Origin of the sequence: [Pantoea] beijingensis (assembly GCF_022647505.1) — a bacterium.
Lineage (GTDB): Bacteria > Pseudomonadota > Gammaproteobacteria > Enterobacterales > Enterobacteriaceae > Erwinia > Erwinia beijingensis.
Map to the genome: position 1 here is coordinate 804305 of NZ_CP071409.1, position 18237 is coordinate 822541.

Annotated in this window: 12 protein-coding genes, 1 other RNA gene and 2 pseudogenes; 8 read left to right on the plus strand and 7 right to left on the minus strand. The window is 51.7% G+C overall.

Going from position 1 to position 18237, the window contains the following annotated elements; genetic code table 11:
- Positions 1 to 166 precede the first annotated feature (166 nt).
- Positions 167 to 1405, plus strand: coding sequence for a phosphoglycerate dehydrogenase (gene serA, locus J1C60_RS03675; protein ID WP_128178155.1), 1239 nt, complete (start codon positions 167 to 169; stop codon positions 1403 to 1405).
- A 69-nt stretch (positions 1406 to 1474) separates the two neighbouring features.
- On the opposite strand, the gene J1C60_RS03680 is transcribed toward serA, so the two are convergent.
- From J1C60_RS03680 to zapA, 3 genes are all read right to left on the minus strand, one after another.
- Complete coding sequence (locus J1C60_RS03680; protein ID WP_128178157.1) at positions 1475 to 2065, minus strand: 5-formyltetrahydrofolate cyclo-ligase; 591 nt, start codon at positions 2063 to 2065, stop codon at positions 1475 to 1477.
- Positions 2066 to 2128: 63 nt separating this feature from the next.
- A non-coding RNA gene (gene ssrS, locus J1C60_RS03685) (6S RNA) lies at positions 2129 to 2312 on the minus strand.
- A gap of 40 nt (positions 2313 to 2352) precedes the next feature.
- Complete coding sequence (zapA, locus tag J1C60_RS03690; protein WP_128178159.1) at positions 2353 to 2682, minus strand: cell division protein ZapA; 330 nt, start codon at positions 2680 to 2682, stop codon at positions 2353 to 2355.
- Between the two features lie 170 nt (positions 2683 to 2852).
- Here zapA and J1C60_RS03695 point away from each other — a divergent pair, with 170 nt between their 5' ends.
- The 7 genes from J1C60_RS03695 to gcvP all read left to right on the plus strand — a co-directional run bounded on the left by J1C60_RS03695 (position 2853) and on the right by gcvP (position 12633).
- Positions 2853 to 3431 carry a YecA/YgfB family protein gene (locus J1C60_RS03695; RefSeq protein ID WP_128178161.1) on the plus strand — a complete coding sequence of 193 codons (579 nt, stop codon included), beginning with the start codon at positions 2853 to 2855 and terminating at the stop codon, positions 3429 to 3431.
- Positions 3432 to 3678: 247 nt separating this feature from the next.
- The gene (gene pepP / locus J1C60_RS03700) at positions 3679 to 4998 is read left to right on the plus strand and encodes a Xaa-Pro aminopeptidase (RefSeq protein WP_128178163.1); all 1320 of its coding nucleotides are present in this window, start codon (positions 3679 to 3681) and stop codon (positions 4996 to 4998) included.
- Positions 4998 to 6176 (plus strand): 2-octaprenyl-6-methoxyphenyl hydroxylase, encoded by a 1179-nt coding sequence (gene ubiH / locus J1C60_RS03705; protein ID WP_128178165.1) that lies wholly within the window; start codon positions 4998 to 5000, stop codon positions 6174 to 6176. The genes pepP and ubiH overlap by 1 nt, the downstream gene beginning before the upstream one ends.
- A gap of 13 nt (positions 6177 to 6189) precedes the next feature.
- The gene (gene ubiI / locus J1C60_RS03710) at positions 6190 to 7392 is read left to right on the plus strand and encodes an FAD-dependent 2-octaprenylphenol hydroxylase (RefSeq protein ID WP_128178167.1); all 1203 of its coding nucleotides are present in this window, start codon (positions 6190 to 6192) and stop codon (positions 7390 to 7392) included.
- Between the two features lie 734 nt (positions 7393 to 8126).
- Positions 8127 to 9224, plus strand: coding sequence for a glycine cleavage system aminomethyltransferase GcvT (gene gcvT / locus J1C60_RS03715; protein ID WP_128178168.1), 1098 nt, complete (start codon positions 8127 to 8129; stop codon positions 9222 to 9224).
- Between the two features lie 27 nt (positions 9225 to 9251).
- Positions 9252 to 9638 carry a glycine cleavage system protein GcvH gene (gcvH, locus tag J1C60_RS03720; protein WP_128178170.1) on the plus strand — a complete coding sequence of 129 codons (387 nt, stop codon included), beginning with the start codon at positions 9252 to 9254 and terminating at the stop codon, positions 9636 to 9638.
- 121 nt (positions 9639 to 9759) lie between these two features.
- Complete coding sequence (gene gcvP / locus J1C60_RS03725; protein WP_128178172.1) at positions 9760 to 12633, plus strand: aminomethyl-transferring glycine dehydrogenase; 2874 nt, start codon at positions 9760 to 9762, stop codon at positions 12631 to 12633.
- A gap of 238 nt (positions 12634 to 12871) precedes the next feature.
- Here the strand turns inward: gcvP and J1C60_RS03730 are convergent.
- From J1C60_RS03730 to J1C60_RS03745, 4 genes and pseudogenes are all read right to left on the minus strand, one after another.
- Positions 12872 to 13975: pseudogene (locus tag J1C60_RS03730) on the minus strand (IS3 family transposase).
- Positions 13976 to 14220: 245 nt separating this feature from the next.
- Positions 14221 to 15239, minus strand: a pseudogene (locus J1C60_RS03735) (IS110 family RNA-guided transposase).
- A 180-nt stretch (positions 15240 to 15419) separates the two neighbouring features.
- On the minus strand, positions 15420 to 15809 hold the full coding sequence (locus J1C60_RS03740) for a lysozyme inhibitor LprI family protein (protein ID WP_128178174.1): 390 nt from the start codon (positions 15807 to 15809) through the stop codon (positions 15420 to 15422).
- Complete coding sequence (locus J1C60_RS03745) at positions 15809 to 18076, minus strand: lysozyme family protein (protein ID WP_206612517.1); 2268 nt, start codon at positions 18074 to 18076, stop codon at positions 15809 to 15811. Before J1C60_RS03745 ends, J1C60_RS03740 begins: the two co-directional genes overlap by 1 nt.
- Positions 18077 to 18237 lie beyond the last annotated feature (161 nt).

The window sequence follows — 18237 nt, forward strand, 5'->3', positions numbered from 1 at the left end:
CAGAAGGCTGGCTTATACCCGCTCGTATCCGGGATGCAGCCAGGCGGTTATCTCATATGTTCCAGGCAAACGATTGTCTGTGTTGAATACGGGGAAATGCCGGCAGTATCGTGAAAGATACCGGGCAAGCGAGTCACATCTGAAGTCTGCAAAATAAGGTCGGGAAATGGCAAAGGTATCACTGGAGAAAGACAAAATTAAATTCCTGCTGGTGGAAGGTGTTCACCAGAGCGCGTTGGATAATTTGCGTGCGTCAGGCTATACCAACATCGAATTCCATAAGGGCGCGCTGGACAGCGAGTCACTGAAAGAATCCATCCGTGATGCGCATTTCATTGGCATCCGTTCGCGTACGCAACTGACAGAAGATATTTTTGCTGCCGCAGATAAACTGATTGCGGTGGGCTGTTTTTGTATCGGAACGAATCAGGTTGACCTGACTGCGGCGGCCATGCGCGGGATCCCGGTTTTCAATGCGCCTTTTTCCAATACCCGATCTGTTGCTGAACTGGTCATCGGCGAGCTGTTACTGCTGCTGCGTGGCATTCCGGAAGCCAACGCCAAGGCCCATCGCGGTATCTGGAATAAGCTGGCAGTCGGTTCTTATGAAGCGCGTGGTAAAAAGCTCGGTATCATTGGCTATGGGCATATCGGTATGCAGCTTGGCGTACTGGCGGAAAGCCTTGGCATGCACGTTTTCTTCTACGATATTGAAAATAAACTCCCGCTGGGGAATGCCACCCAGGTTCGCCACCTTTCTGATCTGCTTAATATGAGCGATATTGTCAGTTTGCATGTGCCGGAAACGGCCTCTACGCAAAATATGATGGGTGCTCAGGAACTGGCGCTGATGAAGCCGGGTGCACTGCTTATCAATGCGGCACGCGGTACCGTTGTGGATATTCCTGCGTTGTGCGAAGCGTTAGCTAATAAGCATTTGGCCGGAGCGGCAATTGACGTGTTCCCGGTAGAGCCTGAAACCAATACCGATCCCTTCAGTTCACCGCTATGTGAATTCGATAACGTGATTCTGACGCCGCATATCGGTGGGTCGACTCAGGAAGCGCAGGAAAACATCGGTATTGAGGTGGCAGGCAAACTGGCGAAGTATTCGGATAACGGTTCTACGCTCTCTGCGGTGAACTTCCCGGAGGCGTCACTGCCAATGCATGGCAATAATGTAAGCCGTCTGCTACATATCCATGAAAATCGCCCCGGGGTTCTGACGGCAATTAACCAAATTTTTGCCGAGCAAGGGATCAATATCGCGGCCCAGTATCTGCAAACTACACCGCAAATTGGCTATGTGGTTATCGATATCGATGCTTCTCACGAGGTCGCGGACAAGGCGTTGCAGCTGATGAAAGCGATTCCTGGTACAACGCGTGCGCGTTTGCTGTACTGATCGTATGGGTGAATAGGCAAGAGAGGAGCAAATACGGCTCCTCTTTTTTATTCATTCAGCATCCTGCTTTCACCATTGCCAGATCGTCGAAGGCGTGATCACCGCCGGAAGCGGTACATCCCATTCCGCCACCGGTAATTGTGTCACGTGCTGACAATCATGCGCGATGCCGACCGGTAACAGGTTATGTTGCTGCCAGTTTTGTAGGGTTCGGTCATAAAATCCTCCCCCCATCCCTAAGCGTTGCCCCCGAAAATCAAAAGCCACCAGAGGCACGACAACAACGTCCAGTTGGCTCAGTGGGATGAGGTGCAAAATATTCAGCTGAGGCTCCGGAATGCGCAGGCGATTAGGTGTGAGCGGTGTATCTGGATCATAGCGGATAAAAAGCAATTGCCCATGCGCAAACGGATGTAGTACCGGCAGATACACTTTTTTCTTTTGTTGCCACAGCGCAGCGATAAGCGGATGGGTATTCAGTTCACCATCAACGGAAAGAAACAGGGCAATGTGTTCTGCCTGCTGAATGGGGGAAAAGTGAAGTGCACGTTCAGCCACTTGCTGTGCGGCTAGCTGTTGCTGTTCTTGAGTAAGTGCACGTCGCAGATGACGTACATGCTGACGAATGTCCTGTCGATTTAACAGAGTAAGCGCTGTCATAAGGAACTCGTTGCGATAACAATACGCCCGAAGGCTGAAACGGGGTAGCCGTTTTTAAAGAAGGGAATCTCCGAGATGCCGCAGCAGGCTGTAACCCTTGAACCCTTGGTTCAAGGTGAATGTGTCGTCGTAACCATCAGGCTTCTCGGACGGACCGAGCATGCACACAGGTTGCGGAGCGCCACATTCTGTTGGTATGAAATATCGGCTCAGGGGACTGGCCCGCTTGCAAACATCTCAGAGAAAATTTACTTCACCGTTACTGTATCACAGCTAACCATGAAGTGTTATTCGAACTTTGCACCCTGACGTTCAGATATGCGACCTTGCTCAAGCAATGCTTGTTCAATGGTCTGTTGCAACATCCGTATGCGTTGTTCCATGTTAGCCGCATAGTCATGTGTTTTGACTTTTTCCTGCGCCAGTTCATGGCAAATATTTAATGCCGCAATGAACACCAGTTGCTCTGTATTTGTGACTCTAGTGCGAACTTTTAAATCTTGCAACCGTTGATTAAGATCTTCTGCAGCCATGTTCAGCGCATCTTGCTGTTCAGGCGGACAATTCACTCTCAATGAACGGCCAAAAATTTGAATATCTACCGGTTGTGCAGACATGCCACCTTCCTGACTGATTACTGCGCCCGCATTCGCCCTTGCCACTCAGAGGGCAGGGAGGGGCGCCACTATATATACCCCAAAGAGAAGAAACAAGCCCTTTCTGGAATCGTCGAGGCACCTGGTGGTAGCATAACACGAACTTATCCTGCCAACGATGATGAATACGTATGTCTATACAGAACACAATGCCAGATTATAACACTCTGGCTTCAGCCCTCACGCAGCAGGGCACCGGTATGACGCCGGCTGAAATGCATGGTTTGATTAGCGGTATCTTGTGCGGCGGTAACCAGGATCGCAGCTGGCAAACACTGGTTCACGATCTGACCAACGAAGGCCTGGCGTTCTCACAGGCGCTATCACAGCCATTGCAGCAGTTACATCAAAGCCTTAGCGACACGCTGGAAGATGAGGGTTTTCTCTTCCAGCTTTATCTACCCGAAGATGACGATATCACGGTATTTGACCGCGCTGATGCGCTGGCTGGCTGGGTGAATCATTTCCTGCTAGGGCTCGGTGTGACTCAGCCAAAACTGGATAAAATAACGGGTGAAACCGGTGAGGCGATTGACGATCTTCGTACCATTGCGCAACTGGGTTACGACGAAGACGAAGATCAGGAAGAGTTGGAGCAGTCGCTGGAAGAGATTATCGAGTATGTGCGTGTCGCCGCGCTCCTGTGCCATGATACGTTTACGCGTCCCGTGGTCACCGCGCCGGAGATACAGAAGCCGACGCTACACTAATTACAGGTCATGCTTCACGTTGCGTTCTGTCAGCAGTGCCCTGCGTCTCCCCGAACACAGTATTTATCTTTTGTTCCCGGGGCGGGCAGATTGACCGCCGTGATATAGCTTGAGTGATTTTGTATGCAGGGCTCACCGGCATGCTGCCTGATTTTCAGGCATATACAGACAGCAACTGGCGACTGATCGCCCGCAGCGATGCTATGTTCTACGCTTGAATAGACGTCAATTTAACAGGGAGTCTTACGTGATCAATCTACCTGCGTTCTTACAGCGCCGTCAGGCACTGCTTTCCAGAATGGCCCCCGCCAGCGCTGCGGTGATCTTTGCTGCGCCAGAAGTTACGCGTAGCGCCGATAGTGAATATCCCTACCGTCAAAACAGTGATTTCTGGTACTTCACCGGCTTCAACGAGCCTGAAGCCGTGCTGGTATTGATCAAAAGTGATGACACCCATAACCACAGCGTCCTGTTTAATCGTACGCGTGATAAAAATGCAGAGATCTGGTCCGGTCGCCGTTTGGGTCAGGATGCCGCGCCGGAAAAACTGGGCGTCGATCGGGCACTCCCTTTTGATGGTATCGCTGAACAGCTACCGCTATTACTGAATGGCCTGGACGCGGTGTACCATGCACAGGGGGAATACGCAGGCGCGGATGCTATCGTTTTTGGCGCTCTGGAAAAACTGCGTCGTGGTTTCCGGCAAAATATGCAGGCACCGGATACGCTGACTGACTGGCGTCCGTGGGTGCACGAAATGCGCCTGTTTAAATCGCCGGAAGAACTTGCCATTATGCGTCGAGCCGGAGAGATTAGCGCACTGGCGCATACGCGGGCGATGGAGGCATGCCGACCGGGCATGTATGAATATCAGTTGGAAGGTGAAATCCAGCATGAATTTAATCGCCACGGCGCGCGTTTCCCAGCTTATAACACCATCGTTGGCGGGGGAGAAAACGGCTGCATTTTGCACTACACCGAGAATGAATCCACTCTGCGTGATGGCGATCTGGTACTGATTGATGCCGGTTGTGAACTTCATGGCTACGCGGGGGATATCACCCGAACGTTTCCGGTTAATGGTAAATTTACTGCTGCGCAGCGCGCTATTTACGATATCGTTCTCGCATCGCTTAATAAGTCTCTGACGCTTTTTGCTCCGGGGATTAGCATCCGCGAAGTCAACGATGAAGTCGTACGTATAATGGTCACTGGTCTCGTTGAACTCGGCGTTATGAAGGGCGATATCGATCAACTGATCGCCGAGATGGCACACCGCCAGTTTTATATGCATGGACTGAGTCATTGGCTGGGGCTGGATGTGCATGATGTGGGGCATTATGGCACTCCGGATCGGGGACGTATCCTTGAACCGGGCATGGTGCTAACCGTAGAACCCGGCCTGTATATTGCCCCGGATGCCGATGTTCCAGCGCAATACCGCGGTATTGGCGTCCGTATTGAAGATGACATTGTTATTACTGAGACGGGCAATGAAAATCTGACCGCCAGCGTAGTGAAAGATGCGGATGCAATTGAATCGTTAATGGCGGCGGCACACGCATAATGAGCATAATTATTGCAGGTGGCGGAATGACGGGCGCGACGCTGGCGCTGGCGATATCGCATCTGACGCAGGGCAGTTTGCCAGTCACATTAATTGAAGCCAGCGAACCGAATAAACGCAATCATCCAGGATATGATGGTCGCGCGATAGCGCTGGCGGAAGGGACCTGCCGTCAACTGTCGGCCATCAATGTTTGGCCTTCGCTGGTGGAGTGTGCCACGCCGATTAACCAGGTTCATGTTAGCGATCGTGGCCATGTCGGCGCTGTTTCGCTGGACGCCAGGGATTATGGCGTGTCGGCTCTGGGTTATGTGGTTGAGTTACATGATGTCGGGCAGCGGCTATTCGCGCTATTAAAACGGGCTCCGGGCGTGACGCTGCGTTGTCCGGCATCAGCGCACCAAATTACGCGCTCGTTACAGTCGGTGGCGGTCACGCTGGATAGTGGTGAACAGCTTAATGCCAGCCTACTGGTAGCGGCGGATGGAACGCGTTCGAAGCTGGCCGCCTCGTGCGGTATTCAGTGGCAGAGCGATGCGTATCAGCAGGTTGCCGTTATTGCTAACGTATCAACTCAACTGCCGCATCAGGGCCGCGCTTTTGAACGTTTCACCCCGCATGGCCCACTTGCGCTATTGCCAATGTCGGATGAGCGCTGCTCGCTGGTCTGGTGTCATCCGCTGGCGCATAAAGGTCGGGTGGATGGCTGGAGTGATGCGGTTTTTTTGCGTGAATTACAACAGGCATTTGGCTGGCGATTGGGCAAAATCACCCATGTCGGACAGCGTTTCAGCTATCCACTGGCGCTGCAAACGGCCCTGCGCAACGTTACGCATCGGCTGGCCGTGGTTGGAAATGCGGCGCAAACGCTTCATCCTATTGCTGGTCAGGGGTTTAACCTTGGGCTGCGCGATGTCATGTCACTGGCTGAAACCTTAGCATCGGCACATCGCCAGCAGCAGGATGTGGGGAGCTTTGGCGTATTACAGCATTATCAACAGCGCCGTGAGCCGGATCGCCAGGCCACGATTGGTATTACCGATGGTCTGGTACGGTTGTTTGCCAATCGTTACGGGCCGCTGGTTGTCGGACGTAACCTTGGCTTAATGGCGATGGATAATTTACCGCTGATGCGCAATATTCTGGCTGAGCGTACGCTCGGCTGGGTGGCGCGCTGAGAAGAGGGATTGAATGCAAACTTTTGACGTAGCAATTGCCGGTGGCGGAATGGTCGGCCTCGCGGTTGCTTGCGGATTGCACGGTAGCGGCCTGCGCGTGGCGGTTTTAGAGCAATCTTTGCCGCAAGAGATCGATCGTACTGCAGCACCCGGCCTGCGCGTTTCAGCAATTAACGCGGCCAGTGAGCGGCTATTACGACATCTTGATGTCTGGTCGGCGATACTTGCGCTTCGGGCAAGCGCTTATCATGGTATGGAGGTATGGGATCGCGATAGCTTTGGCCATATTAACTTTGACGATGAGCAGCAGGGGTTACCGCATCTCGGCCATATCATCGAAAATCAGGTGATCCATCAGGCGCTGTGGCAAAAAGCGGGTCAACTGAGTGATATCACCTTAATTTCACCCGCCCAATTGCAGCAGGTAGCATTTGGTGATAACGAAGCGTTTGTTACGCTGCAGGATGGCAGTATGCTCAGCGCCCGTTTGCTGATTGCTGCCGATGGTGCCAATTCCTGGTTGCGCAATAAAGCCGATATTCCACTCACATTTTGGGATTACGATCACCATGCATTGGTGGCCAATATTCGGACTGAACAGCCGCATGATGCCGTAGCGCGTCAGGTGTTTCACGGTGAGGGTATTCTCGCTTTTTTACCGTTGAGCGACCCTCATCTCTGTTCAATTGTCTGGTCGGTTGCCCCGCAGGAAGCCAGCCGACTGCAATCAATGCCTGATGATATATTTAATCAACAGCTTTCCGTCGCCTTTGATATGCGTTTGGGGTTGTGTCAGTTGGAAAGTGAACGTCAGACCTTTCCGTTAATGGGGCGCTATGCCCGCAGCTTTGCCGCTCACCGCCTGGCGCTGGTCGGTGATGCTGCCCACACTGTGCATCCATTAGCGGGGCAGGGCGTCAATCTCGGCTTTATGGATGCTGCTGAACTGATTGGCGAAATTAAACGCCTGCACCAACAAGGAAAGGATATTGGGCAGCATCTTTATCTACGCCGCTACGAGCGTAGCCGTAAACACAGCGCTGCATTAATGTTGGCGGGTATGCAGGGGTTTCGCGAGTTGTTTGCCGGTAATCATCCTGCAAAGAAACTGCTACGTGATGTCGGACTTAAGATGGTCGACACGTTGCCGGGTATTAAACCCCGGCTGTTGAAACAGGCAATGGGATTGCATGATTTACCTGAATGGTTGAGGTAGGCGCAACGCTGCTCTGGTCTTAACTATGTAATCTGTGCTGCGTCCGTACGTTCTACGTGCGGACGCTTTTTTTATGTACGTATCATCACCTGCATACGCTTTTGGCAAGCCCGATTTCAGAGGCGCATCTACCTTGATGGTGCATGATGTTGCACCATTCCTGCCATCATTTGAAATATTCTAATTTAACCTACATTTTCGCATTAAAATTTTTTATGCATAAACACTTTCGCTCACCAGATTATTTATCTCTTTAGCTTTATTTCTTTATCATTAACCTGAATTGTTAGCGTTTTGTTGTCATTTGTGTGCCATGTGGCACATTTTTTTAGTTAAAAATTCTGCAATATCATTGGCGCGTTGTAATGGTGCAACCTCGTTTCACCCTCGTACAGCTTATGGTTAATTACTGCATTCGGTGATAACTTCAGATGAAAGAGAACGTTTGCGTCGGATGCTTTGATGAATAAAAGCGCGACCAGAACCCGAGTAGTTTGCGCTGTGGCGGAGGGGCTAAGCTCGCAGGCAAAGCAATTCATTTGCAGCGTGAAATAGGAAGGAACATCTGAACAACTCGCTTATACACCCTAAAGAATTCGGGTTGCAGGGCGATGGCGAAATAGGGGGAAACCCATTTAGCGGCTTGGGCAGCATTAGCCGCTAATTGGCCAGCTAAAGGTCTGGCAGCCACTAAACCTGTAGCTTGAGATACGACGGGTATACACAGGATTGATATGACTCAGCAGACTCCTTTGTTTGAACAGCATCAGGCTTGCGGTGCGCGTATGGTGGATTTTCATGGTTGGATGATGCCATTACACTATGGCTCGCAAATGGATGAGCATCATGCGGTTCGTCATGATGCTGGAATGTTTGATGTCTCCCACATGACCATTGTTGATTTGCACGGTGCACGCACCCGCGAATTTCTACGTTATCTGTTGGCGAATGATGTCGCCAAACTGACCCAGCCAGGTAAAGCACTCTACTCCGGCATGCTTAATGCTTCTGCGTGTGTCATTGACGATCTCATTGTCTATTTCATGTCAGAAGACCATTTCCGCTTAGTGGTGAATTCCGCAACCCGTGAAAAAGATCTCGCCTGGATCGGCCATCATGCAGAACGCTTTGGTGTCGCGCTTACGGAGCGCGACGATCTGGCTCTCATTGCCATTCAGGGGCCCCATGCACAGCATAAAGCGCAGTCTCTGTTTGATGAGGGGCAGCGTAAGGCCGTAAGCGGCATGAAGCCCTTCTTCGGCGTGCAGGCGGGGGAACTGTTCATCGCGACAACCGGCTATACCGGCGAAGCCGGTTATGAAATAGCGCTGCCGAAAGAGCGGGCGGTCGAATTTTGGCAGAGGCTGCTGGCCGCCGATGTCAAGCCTGCTGGCTTGGGTGCACGTGATACGCTGCGTTTAGAAGCGGGGATGAATCTGTATGGCCAGGAGATGGATGAAAGTATCTCTCCTCTGGCGGCCAATATGGGCTGGACGATAAGTTGGGAACCTGCCGATCGTGATTTTATCGGTCGCGAAGCACTGGAAAGCCTGCGTCAGAAAGGCACGGACAAGCTGGTTGGTTTGATTATGACGGAAAAAGGCGTACTGCGTAACGCTCTGCCGGTCAGTTTCACTGATGAGCAGGGTAATCTGCAGCAGGGCGTCATCACCAGCGGGTCATTCTCTCCGACACTGGGCTGTAGCATTGCACTGGCGCGCGTACCTGCAAGCATTGGTGATAATGCAGTCGTACAGATTCGTAACCGCGAAATGCCGGTACGTGTCACTAAACCTATTTTTGTGCGCGCCGGTAAGCCGGTCGCTCAGTAACTTTTTCTAATTCTGGAGAGTGTGACGATGAGCAATGTACCAAATGAGCTGAAATACCGTGATAGCCATGAGTGGGTGCGTAAAGAAACCGACGGTACTTACACCGTCGGTATCACCGAGCATGCACAAGAGTTGCTCGGTGATATGGTTTTCGTCGATCTGCCTGATGTGGGCAATAGCTACGCTCAGGGTGATGATTGCGCGGTAGCTGAGTCCGTTAAAGCAGCGTCTGACATCTATGCACCCGTCAGCGGCGAAATTGTCGCCGTCAACACGGCGCTGGAAGGTTCGCCTGAATTGGTTAACAGTGCACCTTACGCTGACGGGTGGTTATTTAAAATTAAGCCCAGCGATGAATCTGAACTCGATTCTCTGCTGGATGCCGATGCGTATAAAGCCAGTATTGATGAGTAACTGACGATCTTATTTGCCATTTCGGGAATACAGCGCTGCGTGTACCCGAACGGGCAGAGCCGCTAGCGTTAGCGCATTTGGCGGCGCTGCCCCTGCTATTCAACATCAGGATTTTCCGCTAATGACCCAGACTCTCAGCCAGCTTGAACACAACGGTGCCTTTATTGACCGCCATATCGGCCCATCACAGGAACAACAGAATGCAATGCTGGCAGCAACCGGCGCCAGTTCGTTACGCGATCTGATCGCTTCGATTGTACCCGCCGACATTCAGTTACCCGGGCCGCCGGCGATTGGCGATGCCCTGACCGAACATCAGGCGCTGGCCGAGCTGAAAGCCATTGCCAGCCAGAATCAGGTCTATAAGTCTTATATCGGGATGGGCTATACCTCGGTGCTGACGCCGCCAGTGATTTTGCGCAATATGCTGGAGAATCCAGGCTGGTATACGGCTTATACTCCTTATCAGCCGGAAGTCTCTCAGGGCCGTCTTGAGGCATTGCTTAACTTTCAGCAGGTGACGCTTGACCTGACGGGGCTGGATATCGCCTCGGCTTCGCTGCTCGATGAAGCAACTGCTGCCGCTGAAGCGATGGCGATGGCAAAGCGCGTCAGTAAACTGAAAAATGCCAATAAGTTTTTTGTGGCCGATGATATCCATCCTCAAACGCTGGATGTGGTGCGCACGCGTGCTGCCACCTTTGGTTTTGAGGTACTGGTAGATTCGCCAGAGAAAGCGCTGGATCATCAGGATCTCTTCGGAGTGTTGTTACAGTATGTCGGCACCACCGGGGAAGTTCACAACTACAACGCGCTAATTGCTGAGCTGAAAAGTCGCAAGGTTGTGGTCAGCGTTGCCGCAGATTTTATGTCGCTGGTGCTGCTGGAAGCGCCGGGCAAACAGGGTGCTGATATCGTATTTGGTTCTGCACAGCGCTTTGGCGTACCCATGGGTTATGGCGGACCCCATGCGGCCTTCTTCGCGGCACGCGATGAGCACAAACGGTCAATGCCGGGACGTATTATTGGCGTATCACGTGATGCTGCGGGCAATACGGCACTGCGTATGGCAATGCAAACCCGCGAGCAGCATATCCGCCGTGAAAAGGCCAACTCGAATATCTGTACCTCACAGGTATTGTTAGCCAATATCGCCAGTTTGTATGCGGTCTATCATGGTCCGACCGGCCTGAAACGTATTGCCAGTCGTATTCATCGGCTGACTGATATCCTGGCGGCCGGTCTGAAAAAAAGTGGTCTGAAACTGCGTCATACCCGCTGGTTCGATACCTTAACGGTTGAGGTAGACGACAAGGCCGCAGTGATCAATCGTGCGCTGAGCTTTGGTGTTAACCTGCGTACGGATATCCACCATGCGGTCGGAATTACGCTGGATGAGTCCACGACGCGGGAAGATATTGTGGCCCTGTTTGCCATTTTATCAGGTGACAATCACGGTCAGGATATTGACGCGCTTGACGCGGTATTATCAGCCAGCAGCGATTCTCTGGCGGTTGAATTGCTGCGTAAAGATGAGATTCTTACCCACCCTGTATTCAACCGTTATCACAGTGAAACTGAGATGATGCGTTATATGCATAGCCTGGAGCGTAAAGATTTAGCGCTGAACCAGGCGATGATCCCGCTGGGCTCCTGCACCATGAAGTTGAACGCGGCGGCAGAGATGATCCCGATTACCTGGCCTGAGTTTGCGGGCTTACATCCGTTCTGTCCGGCGGATCAGGCGACCGGCTATCTGCAGATGATTGGCCAACTGTCACAGTGGTTGGTGCAACTCACAGGTTATGATGCGCTCTGCATGCAGCCGAACTCCGGCGCGCAGGGCGAATACGCGGGCCTGCTGGCTATCCGTCGCTATCATGAAAGCCGCAATGAGGCCGAGCGCCATATCTGCCTGATCCCCAGCTCGGCACACGGGACTAACCCAGCCTCGGCACAAATGGCAGGGATGGACGTAGTGGTGGTGGCTTGCGACAAACAGGGCAATATCGACCTGCAAGATTTGCGTCAGAAAGCGGAGCAGGCGGGCGATAAACTGTCGTGCATTATGGTGACTTATCCCTCAACGCACGGCGTTTATGAAGAAACCATCCGTGAAGTTTGCCAAATTGTTCATCAGTTTGGCGGCCAGGTTTACCTCGATGGCGCCAATATGAATGCTCAGGTGGGTATCACCACACCGGGTTATATTGGTGCGGATGTTTCCCATCTTAATTTGCATAAAACTTTCTGTATCCCTCACGGCGGCGGTGGGCCTGGTATGGGACCGATTGGCGTCAAAGCCCATCTGGCCCCGTTTGTTCCGGGTCACAGCGTGGTGCAAATTGATGGCGTACTGACGCAGCAAGGTGCGGTTTCTGCAGCACCGTTTGGCAGTGCATCCATTCTGCCTATTAGCTGGATGTATATTCGTATGATGGGCGCCGAAGGCCTGAAGCAGGCAAGCTCGGTCGCTATCCTTAATGCCAACTATATTGCGACACGTTTGCAGTCAGCTTACCCGATCCTCTACACCGGCCGTGATGGGCGTGTGGCACATGAATGTATCCTGGATATTCGTCCACTCAAAGACGCGACCGGCATAAGTGAGCTGGACATTGCCAAGCGATTGATCGATTACGGTTTCCATGCGCCGACCATGTCCTTCCCGGTGGCGGGAACGCTGATGGTGGAACCGACGGAATCGGAAAGCAAGATCGAGCTGGACCGCTTTATTGATGCGTTGTTGTCGATCCGTATGGAGATCGATCGCGTTTCGAAAGGGGAATGGCCGCTGGAAGATAACCCGCTGGTCAATGCACCGCACACGCAGAAGGAGATTGTTGGTGAGTGGTCGCACCCTTACAGCCGCGAACTGGCGGTTTTCCCGGCGGGTAGCGACAATAAATACTGGCCAACCGTGAAGCGTCTGGATGATGTATTTGGCGACCGTAATCTGTTCTGTTCTTGTGTGCCAATCAGTGAGTATCAGTAACCCACCGATATTCAGGGTTCAACGGCGCAGCAAAAAAGCGTGCTGCACGGTATCAGGTGTTCAGTAACGTATGACTGGCCGGGCTCGCCCGGCTTTTTTTATGGGAGCTAAAAATGAATATTGCATTGATCACTGGCGCAGGGCGCGGTTAAACAGAACCAGGCCTCCTGGGTTACCGGGAGTATTGTCGATGCCGCGGGTGGTCGCTGACACCCTTGTATTGATTGTCACACGGTGATTAAGGGGGCCACTTGGAAAACGGAAAATCACACTCGATATAATTAAATACCGTCGTCCGCATTATTTCCCGGCTGGCAAAACGTTCTCCGTGGATGCATTCCACTTTCAGCGTGTGGAAAAAGCTTTCCACGCAGGCATTATCGTAGCAACAACCTTTCGCGCTCATGCTGCCCCGCAGATGATGCCGCTTCAGCAGCCCCTGATAGTCCGCTGAGCAGTACTGACCGCCACGGTCCGTATGAACAATGACATTTTCCGGGCGTTTACGCCGCCACAGCGCCATCTGCAGCGCATCACAGGCAAGCTGTGCGGTCATCCGCGATGACATCGACCAGCCGATAACGGCACGAGACCACAGGTCGATGACTACTGCCAGATACAGCCAGCCTTCATCCGTGCGAAGGTACGTGATGTCACCCGCCCACTTCTGATCCGGGCCGCTGGCACTGAAGTCCTGCTTCAGCAGGTTCTGCTGACACAGGCAGACCATGTTCACGGTAGCTGACCGGGCTGAAGCTGCGGGAGGCTTTTGCCCTCAGGCCCTGACGGCGCAGGCTGGAGGCTATCGTCTTGATGTTGTATTCCGGCAGCTCGTCTGCGAGACGGGGCGCACCGTAACGTTGTTTTGCTTCAGTAAATGCCTGACGGACAGCCTCATCGCAGACGAGCCGGAACTGCTATCGCGGTCCCGTTCGATGACGACGCAGACGCCACGCATACCAGCCGCTGCGGGCAACCTGTAGTACCCGGCACATGGCTTTGATGCGGAACTCAGCCTGATGTTTATCGATGAAGACAGTCTTCATTTCAGGCGCTTGGCGAAGTATGTCGCGGCCTTTTAGAGAATGGCCAGCTCCTCTGCCTGCTCAGCCAGCAGGCGTTTAAGGCGAGCATTTTCTGCGGCCAGTTAGTTTTCACGTTCGCTGGATGTGAGCTGCTGCTGTTGTTTGCTGCGCCAGTTGTAGAGCTGGGATTCATACAGGCTGAGTTTGCGGGCTGCAGCAGCGACACCGATGCGTTCGGCCAGTTTAAGGGCCTCATCGCGGAATTCGGGTGTGTACTGTTTACAGGCTGTTTTGCTGGTTGATGCTGGTTTTGTCATGAGTCATATATGGACGCCCAGTGTTATGCAAATACTGATTTGATACGGTTCGCTGTCATATATCCGGCGTCATGTATGGAAAGAGGTTTCCTGCGCCATGATGTCATCCGCACCCTGTTTCCTTATCACCTCACCGGTATGTTGCTGCCAGAACTCACGCCAGAATTTTACAGGGTCGGTCTGCCGTTTTCTCATCAGTGTATGCAAACTCGGTTAAACTATGGCGATTTCAGAAAAACCGGCAATTAGTTTGTTGCAAAGGCTTTGTTAATATTGAAATTTTCTGTTCCTGTTAATAATCGCCAGATAATGCGTGTGAGCTTATTAGCCAATGCCACCGTCGCTTTCATTTTGCCTCTTCGCTCAATAAGATGTTTCATCCAGCTTCCCGGTGCATCATCGCGCTTCTGTGACCAGAACATTACTGACCGTGCCCCATGGATAATCAGCGTTCGGAGGTCACGGTTTCCATTTTTTGTCATTGAGGACAGGTTGTTTTTTCCTCCCGAACTACGCTGCCCGGGTACAAGACCGCACCAGGAAGAGAGTTGCCTGCCATTCTGACCTCACTAAGAAATGCAGCGGCAATGAGAGGTCCTACTCCCGGAATCGTCATCAGTACTTTGTATTTTGGTAGCTGTTGACATAAAGCCAAAATGTTGTGTTCCGTCGAACGGATGCGCTCATCAAGTAAATGAAGGTTTTCCAGTAACGAAAAAAGTAAACCGCGTAATACAGGGGAAATATCCAGCGCGGGATCTTCAATAACTTCAGGTAATCGTTGTGACAGGATATTAATGCCGACAGGGAGTTCAATCCCCTGTTCAGCAGCCAGTGCCCGAGCTTGATTTGCCACCGCCGTGTGTTGTTCGACCATTAGCTGACGGGCGCTGCGAAGAGCTTTAATATCCTGTTGCCCGACGGTTTTTATCGTCACAAAATGGATACCCGGGCGTAGCGCAGCCTCACAGATCGCCAGTGCGTCATTAGCATCATTTTTCTGATGACGGGTAAAAGCCTTAACATGTTGGGTTGGGATAAGGCGAACGAGAAGCCCGATTGACTGGAAGGTTCGTCCCCAGTAATGCGAAGTAGCGCAAGCTTCCATTGCAATCAACGTATTAGCTGGAAACTGGCGAAGGGTATCCAAAAGTTTATTTCTGGGAATTTTTCGATTGGATGCAACAGTTCCATCACTCATCCAGACACATACCTGAAAAACAGACTTAGCCAAATCGATCCCGACAACTTTTATCGAGTTCATGATGTTGTTCCTCTGCGAATAGACATTCAGCATAAGTGTGGCAGAACTTAGGCTGGGAAGGGGCGTCCATCACATCACCTCTGATTGAGAGTTTACTCACTTAGTCGCGTGTCCACTATTCGCGGATAGGATCATAAAAAAGGATCTCAAGAAGATCCTTTTAAATTTTATTTCCATACCTTATATGTTGTCAGAAAGCTCAGCCAACTCCTTCCCTCTGGTTTCTGACATTTTTGCAACACACTCATTGACGGTCGTTTGATATGCCGAGCTTTTGTTATCTATTTGGAATGAGTATAACTTACAATTAGAATCCCTAAATTTAATCCAATCCCTCTGGGAAATTTTAATGTTGTTTACGAACTCCTGCTTTAAAGATTCATCATTCATATATGCAGAATTAACTTTAGATAGCAACATCGAATATTGCTCGTTCAAAAATTTATCAGCTAAATCCTTTTTACTTTCCGAGCACAAAGCAACCTGATCAGATGTTGTTATATTGTGACAAACATCTGCACTATGTGAAAATGACGAATACAGTAAAATAATAGCTAAGGCTCGTTTCATTATCTACCCTCCAAATAATCAACTCTATGTCTACCTGGTTCGTATTGTGAAATTGCAGGTGTGTTTTGTATGTAATCAATTAACTCTTGTTTACTATCATTTGAACCTGCAAGCATAGGCTTAGGTCCTTTGGTAAACCCTTGGTAAACGAAGTCGACCAACACTTCTTGGATAGATGTATCCAAGCTTTCCCATTGCTTCGCACTGGAAATACCATTAATCCACTTTTTATAATTAACAATAGCCCGCTCAACATATTTAGGGTAAATAATAGAAAAGAGCGACTCTTGCTGCTGCAAAGTTATCTCTCCTATATCTTTCTTATGAATACTTACATAATCACGAGCAGCAATTCCTTTAAGCCCTGCGCATTTTGATATTTTAATAGCCTGAAAATTAGGTATTCCTGATGCAATCATATCATTATAAACATCACTCTCAGAACGATCCCCCATATCATAACCACGGCCAAGAGTTACGCCTGAAAGATCATTTCCTGGCCAGTGAATAACCCGGCTATAATATATAGATGATGAAATATCATTTCCTTCAGCGTTGTAAGTCAACTTACCTTCTAAAGTTTTAACTTGAGGTTTAATAGCATCGAGAAAAACCAGCGGGTGCATATGCCACTGATTTTCTACCATGCTCGGCACCCGGTGCATCCAGCGCGTGTCCGTCAGAACCTTCACCGTGTAGGCGTACCATTCCGGTGCATCTCTCTTCATCGTGGGTGATAAGAAAGATTTCCAGATTGGATCTTCCGACGAGTAGTACCACTCACAGGGATGCTTCACGCACAGACGGTACAGATGATCGCGCATTGACGGGTTCTGCACCGCCCGCCGGTACTGTTCCGGGTAATACCAGGTGGATTTTGTGTCATCAATCTTGTTCAGCAACTGCCGGTAATTGAACGCAACCTCCTTGCTGTAGGGCTTTCCGTCGTTGTCCGCCACATTGAAAAACCGCTCAAAAATCGTCTTCACCAGCCCTTTCGGCTGCGTCTTCCCGTCGAGATGGTCAAAGCTCGCCGGGCTGTCTTCTGTGGTCTCAAAACCCCGACCGGCCAGATCGTACCGGGACAGCAGCTGCACATCCGACTCTGCCAGCAGTCCGCGCGACGAACCACCCGGCCAGTAGCGTTTACCCTCTTTGTCCGTCACCGCCTGACCGGGCAGCGGCATCACCGTTTCGCTCTGTGTTGTTATCAGGCCCTTCTGTATTTCCCCGCCGGTGACCTTCAGATACACCGGTATTCCCTTCGGACAACAGGCAAAGACGGGCGCGTCGCGCCCCACGCCTTCCGGGTTGCTCAGGAAGTGCGGCAGATCGTCCGTAGTCAGACATTCGATATGCGCCTGATAGCGTTTTTCATGCCCGTCCTCGCTGGGCACCTGAAACCAGCCCAGATGGCCCACCGGGTCCCCGGCCTTAATCGGGTAAGGGGTCGGGCACACCACCGTATCAAACTGCACGGTTTCGCGTGACGGCGGCAGGAATGGCAACCACCACGCCGGACGGGTGGCGCTGTCGCGGGCCGTAACCAGATTTTCTTTGTCGCATACCGTCCATACACGATCCCCGGTTTTCAGGCTCATGCTACCCGAAACCGGCTCCACCAGCGTGACGTGTGCATACTGTCGCCCGTTGCTCCCGATCATCGTGTCGACGCTGACCGCTTTATCCCACGTTACCCGTGTGCCGGATGGCAGTTCCGCCGCTACCCACTGCCGGGACACGTCCACATACGCATTCAGATGCTGGCCGTCTGCCACCTTAAACGCCGTGCTGTGCTGATCCGGGTAGGCCAGCCAAGGCGCGAGGTGCATATACAGGGTGTAAAAGGTCAGCCCGCTTTCTGCCGCTTTTCCTGGTTGTATACGGTGGCGGACCAACACAAAAGACCCGGAGTAGTGCAAATCCCCCCAGTACCACGGCACGCTGAGGTAATCCCGGTTAATCCGGTAGGCCACCACCTCGCCGTCAGCCATGCAGCGTACGGCCTGCTCCCCCTGAAACGGCACAGGAAAATCAACTGCCTCATTCATCGCCTGACCGCTGAGGGCACACCAAGGTGTGGTGGTATCACTGATGTGGATACCACCGTGCCACATACCATTACGGCCAATAAGCCAGTGCCCGGCAGCCTCACCCTCCAGATGTGCCAGCATCTCCTCGATATTACTGAACTCCCCGCCCCGGCTATTTTTCGGCACCGGCCAGCGGATGGTCGGGAGCTGCGGGCCGCTTTCCGGCTTCGACATAGCAAATCCTTTTTGTTTATCGGGTTAAATGCAGGGCTATCATACACCGGCGGACATTTTATCGCCGTTTTCGGAAGGGAACACAAAAGTAAAATTTTGTAAGATGCGGCGATCTAACTCTCTGAACCTGCTGCTTTTACCCTGAGAATAGTCTGTCGGGT